Origin of the sequence: Bacillus sp. 22475 (assembly GCF_052044835.1) — a bacterium.
GTDB lineage: Bacteria > Bacillota > Bacilli > Bacillales > Bacillaceae_G > Bacillus_A > Bacillus_A cereus.
The window spans coordinates 148,469-160,070 of sequence record NZ_JBQENW010000007.1 but is presented as its reverse complement, the minus strand read 5'-3'; the positions used below and the strand labels follow the sequence as shown (position 1 = coordinate 160,070).

The following is an 11,602-nucleotide window of genomic DNA, read 5'->3' as shown; positions in this document are numbered from 1 at the left end:
ATGAAAAAAAGAAAAAGACTATGGAATTTATGGAAAACGATTACATTGTTAGTTTGTACAGTTGTAATTTTCTCTTTACTTGTGACAGATATATTAATTAGTCATAATGTAGAACGGACGACGGAGGATAGCCAAGCAGAGAAGGCAAAAACAATTGCACACATTGTGGCGAATGATTCGATTGTAATTGATGGTTTGGTTGGGAAAGCAGATACCTCTGCAATCCAAACGTATACAAATAGGATATTAAAAAACACAGGTGTTCAATTTATTGTAGTTATGGACATGGATGGAATAAGAAAATCTCATCCAGATCCTCAAAAAATAGGTCATCATTTTATTGGCGGGGATGAAGGGCCTGTATTGAAAGGAAAGGAACATGTATCGTTAGCAGAAGGAACTTTAGGTATTTCCATGCGAGTGTTTGTACCAATATTTTCTGAAACAGGTGAACAACTTGGAGCAGTGGCTGTTGGTATTTCAGCAGATAATGTAAAAGAGAGAGTTAAGGAAAGTAGACATATCATTTATATTGGTGTCGGAGTTGGTGTATTAGTCGGAATTATAGGAGCAATATTGCTAGCTAGACATATAAAGAAAAGTTTATTCGGTCTTGAGCCGCACAGGATAGCAAAAATTCTTGAAGAAAGAAATACGATGCTACAATCTGTAAAGGAAGGTATTATTGCTGTAGATAAAGAGGCTAGAGTAACGTTAATTAATAATGAAGCGAAACGTCTATTTAAAAAAAGCGGACTTGAAGAAGATTTTATCGGTAAAGATGTTGAGTTGTATATGCCAAATTCACGTATAAAAGAAGTATTGCAAACGGGAGAAGTACAATTAAACGAAGAACAAAATATTTACGGAATTACGATTGTGACGAATCGAGTTCCTTTATATGTAAAAGGAGAAATAGTTGGTGCAATTGCAACATTTCGTGATAAAACAGAGATTAGAAAACTAGCAGAGGAACTAACTGGTATTAGACTATATGCAGAAGCATTACGGGCACAATCTCATGAGTTTATGAATAAGATGCATGTCGTATTAGGGCTTACACATATGAAACAGTATGAAGAATTACAGAAGTATATAAGCGGCATGGTATCAGAGCATCAATATGAAATTGGTGGAGTTATGAAAAGAATAAAAAGTCCAGTATTTGCTGGTTTTTTACTAGGTAAGCTTAGCTATGCTAGAGAGAAAAATATAAAATTAATTATAAGTGAAGATTCTTATATGCCGGAAATAGATGATGAAAGTATTACTCATGAACTTATTACGATTGTCGGAAATTTAATTGATAATGCATTAGAGGCAGTTACGAATTGTGAAAAGAAGCAAGTTGAAGTTAAGATACAACATGGGGATATACTAACTATTACAGTACAAGATACGGGAAAAGGTATAAAAGAAAAAGAAATAGAGGAATTATTTACGAAAGGTTATTCCACAAAGGGAGATAACCGCGGTTATGGTTTGTATCTTGTAAAAGAAAGTATACAGCGAATAAATGGGGAAATTCATATGCATTCATTAGTAGGAAAGGGAACAACGATAACAATTGAAATACCTAAAGGTAGGGATGAGAGGCAAATATGATTAAAGTTTTAATTGTAGAAGATGACCCGATGGTAGCAATGTTAAATACGCATTATTTAGAGCAAGTAGGAGGGTTTGAGCTTGTTCAAGCAGTTAACTCAGTAAAGTCGGCGATAGAAATATTAGAGAAATCACGAGTAGATTTAGTATTACTTGATATTTTTATGCCTGAAGAGACTGGTTTTGAGCTTTTAATGTATATCCGGAACCAAGAAAAAGAAATCGATATTATAATGATTTCAGCTGTACATGATATGGGAAGTATTAAAAAAGCATTACAATACGGAGTTGTAGATTATTTAATTAAACCATTTACATTCGAACGATTTAAAGAGGCATTAACTATATATCGAGAAAAACTTACTTTCATGAAAGAACAACAAAAAATTAGTCAATCGGAATTAGATTCGTTAATTTTACAAAAAGAAAAAAGAGAGCCTACTGTCACGAAAGAGCTTCCGAAAGGATTAACGAAGCAAACGTTGCAATTAATTTGGCAGAAGATCGAGTCGTTGAATGGACGAGCGTTTACAACAGATGAAATGGCACAATTAGTAGGAGTTTCAAGAGTTTCTATTCGAAAGTATGTAATGTTTTTGACTGAAATTGGAGTGTTAGAAAACGAAATGGTGTATCAACATGTGGGAAGACCAGTGAGTAAATTAAGATGTATTGACCAAAATAAAATAGAGTTTTACGTATAAGCGACTTATTATAAGTCGCTTATACTTTTTTTAATTACAAAATCAATTACAAAACTTACAAAAACTATTTTTACTATTGAAAGCGTTTTAATATTGTTATTAAGAAAACGAGGGGGTGCCATATGGGAATTCAAAAGAATGTGGAAGCGGTATCATTTTCTGAAGGGAATGAAGCACAAAGAGAATCTTTCGCTTCTAAAATTATGAATGTAAAAATCGGTGTTATACCTTTACCGTTATATGTAGTATTGGCTGCTATTATTTATGGGGCATCTGTATATAATAAATTGCCAGCAGATATGATTGGTGGATTTGCAGTTATTATGATCATGGGTATTTTCTTAGGCGATATTGGGATGAGAATTCCAATTTTAAAAAATATCGGTGGTCCAGCAATACTTTCGTTATTTATTCCATCATTACTTGTATTTTTTAACTGGATGAATCCAGCTTCAATGGAAGCTGCGACTATGTTAATGAAAAAATCGAACTTTTTATATTTATATATTTCTTGTTTAGTAGTCGGAAGTATTTTAGGAATGAATCGTAAAGTGTTAGTACAAGGTTTCGTTCGTATGTTTATTCCTTTAGTAGTAGGGACGTTAGCTTCTGTAGCAGTAGGGTTATTGGTCGGTTCATTATTTGGATTTGAAATGAAGCACACATTCTTCTTTATCATCGTACCAATTGTGAGTGGTGGTATCGGGGAAGGGATTTTACCATTGTCGCTAGCTTATAGTGATATTTTAAATGAATCATCAGCAACGTTTGTATCACAGCTTATCCCAGCAGCTATTATTGGAAATATGTTCGCAATCGTGAGTGCAGGGTATATGAAGCGTTTAGGTGAGAAGAAACCGGAGCTTAGTGGTAACGGTGTATTAGTGAAAACAGACAATCAAGCAGAATTATTAAAAGAACAAAATACAGAGAAGCCAATTGACTTCTCATTAATGGGAGCAGGTTTATTAATTGCGTGTACGTTCTTCATCTTCGGAGGATTTGCTTCTAAGTTCATCGGTATTCCTGGAGCAATCATTATGATTTTCTCAGCAGCACTTGTGAAATATTTTAAATTAATGCCAGCAAAAATGGAGCAAGGAGCATTCCATTTATATAAATTTATTTCGAAGAATTTAACTTGGCCGTTAATGGTCGGATTAGGGTTGCTATATATTCCGCTAAAAGATGTAGCGGCAGTTCTTTCTGTAGGATATGTTGTTGTTTGTGCATCAGTTGTTCTGACAATGGTAGTATCAGGTTTTCTTGTAGGGAAAGTGATGAAAATGTATCCAGTTGAATCAGCGATTGTAACTGGATGTCATAGCGGTTTAGGCGGAACTGGAGATGTTGCTATTTTATCAGCTTCAAATCGTATGGAATTAATGCCGTTCGCGCAAATTTCGACTCGTTTAGGCGGGGCAGCAATGGTTGTAACGGCGACAATTTTATTAAAAATGTTTTCATGATCAAACAAGCTAGCTATATTCATATAGCTAGCTTGTCAAATTAAGGGGAGATTATTAGTATGTTAGAAAATCAAATTAATGAAAGATCATTGTTATTGCATAAAGAATTAGTAGGGAAAATTGAAATTACAAGTAAAGTAGAAGTAAATACAGCGGATGATTTAAGCCTGACGTATACACCAGGTGTAGCGGAGTCTTGTAAAGCAATTGCGGCAGATGAAGAAACAGTGTATGACTATACAGCACGTGGCAATATGGTAGCAGTTGTCTCAGATGGAACAGCGGTACTTGGTCTAGGAAACATTGGACCGAAAGCGGCTATGCCTGTTATGGAAGGAAAAAGTATTTTATTTAAGAAATTTGCGAATGTAGATGCTTTCCCATTATGTTTAGGGACGACGGATGTGGATGAAATCGTTACCCTTGTAAAAAATTTAGAGCCTACATTTGCAGGGATCAATTTAGAAGATATTGCAGCACCGCGTTGTTTTGAAATTGAAAAACGATTAAAAGAAGAAACGAATATTCCTGTATTCCATGATGATCAACATGGAACAGCTATTGTCGTTTTAGCAGCTGTTATTAATGCATTAAAAGTTGTTAGCAAACAAATGGATAATGTGAAAATCGTTATTAACGGTGCGGGTTCGGCAGGAATTGCAATTGGAAAATTATTATTAAAGGCTGGTGCAAAGCACATTACGCTAGTTAGCCTAGAAGGCATTGTTTGTGAAGGTGAAACATGGATGAACGAAGCACAAATTGAAGTTTCAAAAAAGACAAATCGTGAACATGTACGTGGAACGTTAAAAGAAGCGATTCACCAAGCTGATATTTTTATTGGCGTATCTGCTCCTAACGTATTAACGAAAGAACTTGTACAGACGATGAATGAGAAAGCAATTGTGTTTGCAATGGCGAATCCAATTCCAGAAATCTTCCCTGAGGATGCATTAGAGGCTGGGGCAGCTGTAGTAGGAACTGGGCGCTCGGATTATGCGAATCAAGTAAATAATGTATTGGCGTTTCCCGGAATATTCCGCGGTGCGTTAGATGTGCGCGCAACTGATATTACAGAAGAGATGAAATTAGCGGCAGCATATGGGATCGCTAACATCATTACTGATGAAGAACGTAATGCGAATTATGTAATCCCGAATCCATTAGATAAAAGAGTTGTTCCAAGTGTTGCAGAAGCAGTAGCGAAAGCAGCTATTGATTCAGGCGTGGCACAAATTACGAAAATACCACGTTATTAATAGATAAAAGCAGTGCCTAAAAGGCACTGCTTTTATGAGATAAGAAATCAAAATAATGAAGAAGTGTAGAATTATTTATGTTTCTTCACTATTTATTTAATTCCATTGCAACTTGTTTACCATTCACTAAAACCTCAGTTACTGCTACGATCACTTCTATCATTTTTTTCATCTCTCATCTCTCCTCGTTTCATTTCTTACTTTAAGTATAAGAGAAGAGAGATAATTCAACTATCGAAGTACATGACGTAGAAATTACATTGTTGTAAGGAAGTGATTTATCTTTGTCACTTTACTTAGCGGTGATTACAAACTGATTATAATATTTTTCATTCACATATATATTTAATAACCATAATCCAGATGAAGGTAGTGACATAGCGAGAGGGAGTTCGCTTGTAGTAGAATCGATTGTATTTGAAGTAGTCCAAGTTTGTTTGGAAGTTTCTTTTTGAAAGAGTACTGGTGTCGGAGTTACAGATCCTTGTTTTAGCGCAATAATAGACAATTTTCCAGTTGGTATTTCAGAATCTAGAAAGTACCACATTATTTCATTTTGTTCATTCGCGATAATAGGACTATCAGCCATTGCGATTTTTCCTTCGATGCCTTTTAAAGGTATTTTTCCGTCTATGAATGAGGGGGCTTCTTCCCAATTTACATCTTTTAAAACACTAAGATGAAAGAAGAAAGGTGCGTTCACTTGATTGGATGACGTTGCGACAGCTTCAGTTTTAGATGCTTTTGAATCAGGTTGTGCTTGTGTGCATCCAGTGATGAGGAAGGAGAGAAGTAGCATAGTTCCGATTTTTTTCATGGTGCCACACTCCTAGTTTTTATTGTTAGTGTAATTGTATTTGCTAGAAGGCGGGACAATTCCTTTAAAGTATATAAAAAGAGGTCGTAAGTTTTGTACGACCTCTTTTGACATTTTTTATCCCGTAAAAGCCCGATTGGTGTAGGTTAATAATCAGTGGGAGATAGCCCCACTAATTAAAGTTTCACTTTATACTTGTTCAGTTGTATAGGTTGGTTCGGTTTCTTTTTGAGGCATCGTCAAAAAAATAACGGACAGAACGATACATACGCCGCCTAATAATTGATATGTTCCAAAAGATTCATTTAGCCAAGTAATTGAAACGATGGCAGCTACAAGGGGTTCAATGCTAGATAAAATGCTTGTTTCTGTTGCTGCTAAATATTTCAGACTACCGATATATAGAAGGAAAGAAAGGGTACCACTAATAATGATAAGAATAAGCATAGAAAAAGTTTTTAGTGTAAGGGTTTGTGAAAATTGATTCCACCCGAATGAACGATTATAAATAAGTAGTGCAATTCCTCCGATTAACATCCCCCAACCAATTACTACAGTTGTCCCGCATTCTTTAATGAGAGAAGCCGGATGAAGGGTATAAAATGCAAATCCGATTGCTGTTAATAGTCCAAAAATAAGAGCTTCTTTAGATAAAACAATATTTTCAATTGAGCCATTTGTAATAATAAAGTATGTTCCTATTAGTGCGGCTATAATTGCGAATAGTTGCATGGAAGCAGGGAATTTTCTTTGTTCAAATGCAACATACATGGTTATAAGAACAGGACCTAGAAATTGAAATAGTGTTGCTGTGACCGCGTTACTAATATGAACCGTTTCAATAAAGGCGTATTGCGCACCAAGCATGCCGAGAATAGAGAAAATAATAAGTTGTATAGAATATCTAGGGTGTTTCCAAATTTGAAATATGTTTTGTTTCTTTATAAGTAAGAAAGACAAAATAAATATTCCTGCAAGCAACAATCGAATTGTTAAAAAATCAATTGAGGATACATTAGTATGCTGAAATAGCCACTGAATCATTGGACCAGATAATCCCCATAATGCAGCCCCTGTAATAATCATAATAAGTCCGATACGTCTCCCATTGTTCATTATCATGTTTCTCCTCTCCGGTATTTGATTTTTTATGTGTGACATGATAAAAGGAATTATATATAAAATCTGGCACTGTAAAAAGTATCAGATTTTAGTTTTATTAAGGGGTCAGATATTATGTTAGAATTAACGCCTAATTTAAATATGAATAGTAAAAAGGCATTGTACGTGCAATTGTATGAGTATATAAAAAAAGAAATTAAAGATGGATCGATTGTCCCTTTTACGAAATTACCGGCTAAGCGAAAGTTAGCGATACATTTACAAGTAAGTAAAAATACAGTAGAGGCAGCGTACGAACAATTACTTGCAGAAGGTTATATTGAGTCGATATCGAGAAAAGGTTATTTTGTATGCAAGATTGAGCAAATGGTTCATGTAGAGGATAGCGGAGAGAGAATAGAAGAAGTACTGTTTCAGGAGAAGAGTTATAAATTTGACTTTACACAAACAGGAATTGATACAAATGCTTTTCCATTCAATATGTATCGGAAAATTGTAAATGAAGTATGGCAGCCGCATAATAACGAACTTCTCTTTCTAGGACACCCTCAAGGGGAAGCAAGCTTAAGAGAAGAGATTACGAATTATTTGTATGAATCTAGAGGTGTGCGTTGTTCAGCTAGTCAAATTGTATTAGGAGCGGGAACACAAATATTAGTGAAACTATTGTTTCAATTGTTAAAGGGAAGCAGTTATGCAGTTGAAAACCCAGGGTATCATAGAAAGATGGTTGTTTTTGAACAGGGAGAAGCAAGAGTCCAAATGTTATCTTTAGATAGAGATGGAATTTGTATTGCAGATTTAGAAAATAGCAATGCGAATGTTGTATTTGTTACACCTTCCCATCAGTTTCCATATGGAATGATTATGCCTATTACGAGAAGGATGCAGCTTTTACAATGGGCAAAGAAAGAAGAGAGCAGGTATATTATTGAAGATGATTATGATAGTGAATTTCGCTATTCTGGAAAGCCTATACCGGCGCTGCAAGGGTTAGATACAGAGGGGAAAGTTATTTATATGGGGACGCTATCTAAAGCATTATTGCCATCGCTACGGATGAGTTATATGGTGTTGCCGAAGAAATTAATTAAAAAGTATCAACAGCAATATTTATTTTACACACAAAGTGTTTCAAGAATAGACCAAGAAGTGATTAGAAGATTTTTAAATGAAGGCTATTGGGAAAAACATATTCATAAAATGCGTGTCGTCTACCGAAAGAAGAGAGATCGACTTGTTTTTGAAATAGAGAAGTATTTCTCTAATCGTGTTGAAGTGATAGGAGAAGATTCAGGATTACACATTTTATTAAAAGTGCATAATGGAATGCGGGAAGAAGAATTAATTCAAGAAGCTGCGAAGTATAGTATCAAAATATATCCTGTGTCTACGTACTATAAAGACGGTACGGCGCCTGAGAGTGTAGTTTTACTTGGGTTTGCGATATTATCAGAGGAAGAAATTGCGAAAGCGATTCAATTATTACACAGGGCATGGTTTACAAGAAAGTAAAAAACATCCTCCAAACATGAGGATGTTTTTTATTATTTATTTTCATCTAAGAATAAGACCATATGCTCTTCGTCCCAATATTGTCCGTTATATTTTAATGAACGTTCTTGTACACCAAATGTTTTAAAACCTAATGATTCATAAAGTTTTTTCGCTCCATCGTTGCCAACGACAACATCAAGCATAACTTGTTCTACTTCTAAAGATTTAGCAAGTTCAAGACATTCTTTAATAAGTGCTTTTCCTGCTCCAAGTCCGCGTGCTTTTGGAGATACATATACAGAACCGATTTTAGCTTTATGTTCTTGTTTTACATATGGTTTCGTTTCCAGTGTTGCAACCCCGATTAATTTTCCATCTTTAAATGCACCTAGCGTATAGTTTTCATCTTGTGCTAATTTTTGTGCTTTATATTCAATCGCACACTCTTTATTAATAATATCTTCATAAGAAGAGCTGAATGCTTCAGGGTTTTGCTTTAATCCTTCTACGCGAAGTTCTAAGTAAATTTCTGCTTCGTCTTTTGTTAATACATGGATATCCAATTATATCACCCTCCAAATCTTTGCAAATGTACCTTTACCCCGCATTAACGGGCAGTAAGAATCCAACTTTAAAATTCGGCGAATGCGCGGAAGTTAGGTAGGAGATAACTGCCCGTAAATGCCCGATTGGTTCAACTAATAATCCATGGAGTGAACCTTTCCAAGGATTAAAGTTTCACTTTATTTTATATTGAAATAAGAATAATTTCAAAAGCTTAGCTTATATGAGCTGTTTTTATGAACAAAATAACACCAGTAGTGTTTACTACTACTGGTGTTTTCACACGCATATTATTCAAAAGGTAGCTCGATTATAAAGTTTGTTCCCGCTCCTAATTGGCTTGTTACTAGAATAGAACCGTTATGCAATTCTACAATTTCCTTTGCAACAGCTAGCCCGATGCCTTTTCCGCCTGTAGCTCGTGTTCTAGATTTATCGACACGATAAAAACGGTCAAATATATGTGGGATATCTTCTTCAGGAATACCTTCACCTTCATCTTGTACACTTATTGTAAAAGAATCTGTTTTTGTAAGTACACGTATCGTAATGGATGTGTTTTCTGGCGAATGTTGATAAGCGTTGTGTAATAAATTTAACATAACTTGTTCCATACGTCTTTCGTCTATACAAACTTCTAAATCATCTTTGCAATATACATGAAGTTGCATTTGCTTATTCGTTAATGTTGTTTTTGTTTTTTCAACCATTCGTTCTAAAAATGGCTGAAGAAGCACTTTTTGTTTTTTTATAACAAATTGGTGTTGTTCTAATTGTACAAGCATAAATAAATCTTGGACGAGATCGGTTACACTATCCGTTTCATCCTCAATGATTTGTAAGTATTCTTCTCGCTCCTCTTTTGTTAAAGAGTCTCTCTTTGCTACCTTTGCATAACCTTTCATATAGGTCAATGGAGTTAATAGTTCATGAGCGACACTAGCGAGAAATTCATTGCGCTCTTTTTTCATATACGTAAGTTCACTCGATAAATCTTCAATTGTTTTTGCTAAACTTCCGAGTTCATCATTCCGTTTAATACCTAATTGAATTGGCTTGTTTAATTTTGACATTTTTTCTGTCGCTCTCTTCATTTTTATAAGAGGATCTGTAATAAATTTAGAAAAAACAAAGACAGAAATAGTTGTTAAAATAATCGTCAAAATACTAATGATAAGAAATTGATGCAGGAGTTTAAGTAACATCTTTTCTAAGAAAGATGTTTTTAATAACATATGTAAATTACCTTGAAATCCTTGAATTTCAAGTGGACTTACTGTTGAGATGAATTTTGATTTTTTCCAGTTTCTTTCTACAATTAACCCGCTTTTTGGAATAGATTTTGTTTTACAAATAAGTTGTTTTTGCATTTCTTTCGTTATGGGTTCTGAGTTAGAAATAATTTTGCCGTTATTGTCAGTTATAATGATTGTGATATCAGTATTAGCAATTAATTCGGAACCGATTAAATCTTCAGCTGCATGCTCGATAGTGAAATCCTGATACCGAGGGTGTTTAGGACGTTCTGTGTATTGCTGTTGTTTAGAATGCTCATTCCATCTTGCACGGTTTACAATCTTATCACGATACCGATTACCTTTCTCTAATAGAGCATCGGTTTCTTCTTTCACACGCATTGTTGAAAGGCTTTTATAAAAAGATACGAAAGCAATTGTTTCAATACATAAAGCTAATATTAAAAAGTATGTCCCAATTTTAAGGGAAAGTTTACTCATTTTTTCACCATACCTTATTCATAATAAAGAGTCAGTGGTATACGATTTCCCACTGACCGAAGTAATTATTCACTTTTCCATTTATATCCGACTTTATAGACCGTTTCTAGGTAATCTTCAATTGGAAATCCTTTTTTGCGTAGTTTATCACGGATATTACGAATGTGTGAATCAATTGTTCTATATTCGATATCTGTTTCATAGCCCCAAATTTTTTCGATTAAATCATCTCGGCTATAAGCACGGTTTGTATTTTGCAAAAATAGTCCGAGTAACGAAAATTCGATAGGAGTTAGCGAGATTTTTTCATCGTACACTGTGACGGTATGTTTCGTTTTATCCCACTCAATACCATTAAAACTAACAAATCCATCTTTTTTTGTACGGCGTAATATAGCCTCGATTCGTGCGACTAATACATGCTCATCAAATGGTTTTGTAATATAATCATCTGCGCCCATCGTGAGGCCTTTCACCATATCGTAGTTTTGGTTGCGAGCTGTTAACATAATGATAGGAACGTTGGAAATTTGACGAATTTGATAGCAAGTATCCCATCCATCCATATTCGGCATCATAACATCTAATAAAATAATATCGAATTCTTTTTGTTCGATTAATTTTAGTGCTTCAAGGCCAGAGGTAGCTTTCATACAAAAATAGCCGCGAGGGCTTAAGAATAGATCTAATAATCGTAACATACGTTCTTCATCGTCTACTAATAAAATTTTTACCATAATCTTGTGCACCCCAAACTGTTCATTCTACTTGTATAGTTTACATGAAAATAATAAAAAACTCTTTTTATGTGATTGAATGGAGGGATGAT

Annotated in this window: 10 protein-coding genes; 5 read left to right on the top strand and 5 right to left on the bottom strand. The window is 34.6% G+C overall.

Annotation, left to right across the window (positions count from 1 at the left end):
* The 4 genes from ACTJJY_RS13910 (at window position 1) to ACTJJY_RS13895 (ending at window position 5,037) form a co-directional block, all read left to right on the top strand.
* Window positions 1–1,605: a sensor histidine kinase gene (locus ACTJJY_RS13910; protein WP_440605751.1), complete on the top strand. Its 1,605-nt coding sequence runs from the start codon at window positions 1–3 to the stop codon at window positions 1,603–1,605.
* Complete coding sequence (locus tag ACTJJY_RS13905; RefSeq protein WP_440605750.1) at window positions 1,602–2,309, top strand: response regulator; 708 nt, start codon at window positions 1,602–1,604, stop codon at window positions 2,307–2,309. The genes ACTJJY_RS13910 and ACTJJY_RS13905 overlap by 4 nt, the downstream gene beginning before the upstream one ends.
* A 122-nt stretch (window positions 2,310–2,431) precedes the next feature.
* A complete protein-coding gene (locus tag ACTJJY_RS13900) occupies window positions 2,432–3,778 on the top strand; it encodes a 2-hydroxycarboxylate transporter family protein (RefSeq protein ID WP_440605749.1) in 1,347 nt (448 codons plus the stop codon).
* 59 nt (window positions 3,779–3,837) lie between these two features.
* On the top strand, window positions 3,838–5,037 hold the full coding sequence (locus tag ACTJJY_RS13895; RefSeq protein WP_440605748.1) for an NAD(P)-dependent malic enzyme: 1,200 nt from the start codon (window positions 3,838–3,840) through the stop codon (window positions 5,035–5,037).
* A gap of 292 nt (window positions 5,038–5,329) precedes the next feature.
* Here the strand turns inward: ACTJJY_RS13895 and ACTJJY_RS13890 are convergent, their stop codons facing one another.
* Window positions 5,330–5,854 carry a DUF4871 domain-containing protein gene (locus ACTJJY_RS13890; RefSeq protein WP_440605747.1) on the bottom strand — a complete coding sequence of 175 codons (525 nt, stop codon included), beginning with the start codon at window positions 5,852–5,854 and terminating at the stop codon, window positions 5,330–5,332.
* 189 nt (window positions 5,855–6,043) lie between these two features.
* A complete protein-coding gene (locus ACTJJY_RS13885) occupies window positions 6,044–6,970 on the bottom strand; it encodes a DMT family transporter (RefSeq protein ID WP_440605746.1) in 927 nt (308 codons plus the stop codon).
* Between the two features lie 120 nt (window positions 6,971–7,090).
* Between ACTJJY_RS13885 and pdxR the strand changes: the two genes are divergently transcribed.
* Complete coding sequence (pdxR, locus tag ACTJJY_RS13880; protein ID WP_440605745.1) at window positions 7,091–8,491, top strand: MocR-like pyridoxine biosynthesis transcription factor PdxR; 1,401 nt, start codon at window positions 7,091–7,093, stop codon at window positions 8,489–8,491.
* A gap of 32 nt (window positions 8,492–8,523) precedes the next feature.
* Here the strand turns inward: pdxR and ACTJJY_RS13875 are convergent, their stop codons facing one another.
* From ACTJJY_RS13875 to ACTJJY_RS13865, 3 genes are all read right to left on the bottom strand, one after another.
* A complete protein-coding gene (locus tag ACTJJY_RS13875; protein WP_000351212.1) occupies window positions 8,524–9,036 on the bottom strand; it encodes a GNAT family N-acetyltransferase in 513 nt (170 codons plus the stop codon).
* A 291-nt stretch (window positions 9,037–9,327) separates the two neighbouring features.
* Window positions 9,328–10,773, bottom strand: a complete 1,446-nt coding sequence (locus ACTJJY_RS13870; RefSeq protein WP_440605744.1) for a HAMP domain-containing sensor histidine kinase — start codon at window positions 10,771–10,773, stop codon at window positions 9,328–9,330.
* A 65-nt stretch (window positions 10,774–10,838) separates the two neighbouring features.
* Entirely contained in the window at window positions 10,839–11,510 is a 672-nt protein-coding gene (locus ACTJJY_RS13865; RefSeq protein WP_000238956.1) for a response regulator transcription factor, read from the bottom strand.
* Window positions 11,511–11,602 lie beyond the last annotated feature (92 nt).

Bases quoted from the DNA above. Each gene is read 5' to 3' on its own strand.
- ACTJJY_RS13910 (WP_440605751.1), top strand. From the start codon at position 1: ATGAAAAAAAGAAAAAGACTATGGAATTTATGGAAAACGATTACATTG.
- ACTJJY_RS13905 (WP_440605750.1), top strand. From the start codon at position 1,602: ATGATTAAAGTTTTAATTGTAGAAGATGACCCGATGGTAGCAATGTTA.
- ACTJJY_RS13900 (WP_440605749.1), top strand. From the start codon at position 2,432: ATGGGAATTCAAAAGAATGTGGAAGCGGTATCATTTTCTGAAGGGAAT.
- ACTJJY_RS13895 (WP_440605748.1), top strand. From the start codon at position 3,838: ATGTTAGAAAATCAAATTAATGAAAGATCATTGTTATTGCATAAAGAA.
- ACTJJY_RS13890 (WP_440605747.1), bottom strand. From the start codon at position 5,854: ATGAAAAAAATCGGAACTATGCTACTTCTCTCCTTCCTCATCACTGGA.
- ACTJJY_RS13885 (WP_440605746.1), bottom strand. From the start codon at position 6,970: ATGAACAATGGGAGACGTATCGGACTTATTATGATTATTACAGGGGCT.
- pdxR (WP_440605745.1), top strand. From the start codon at position 7,091: ATGTTAGAATTAACGCCTAATTTAAATATGAATAGTAAAAAGGCATTG.
- ACTJJY_RS13870 (WP_440605744.1), bottom strand. From the start codon at position 10,773: ATGAGTAAACTTTCCCTTAAAATTGGGACATACTTTTTAATATTAGCT.
- ACTJJY_RS13865 (WP_000238956.1), bottom strand. From the start codon at position 11,510: ATGGTAAAAATTTTATTAGTAGACGATGAAGAACGTATGTTACGATTA.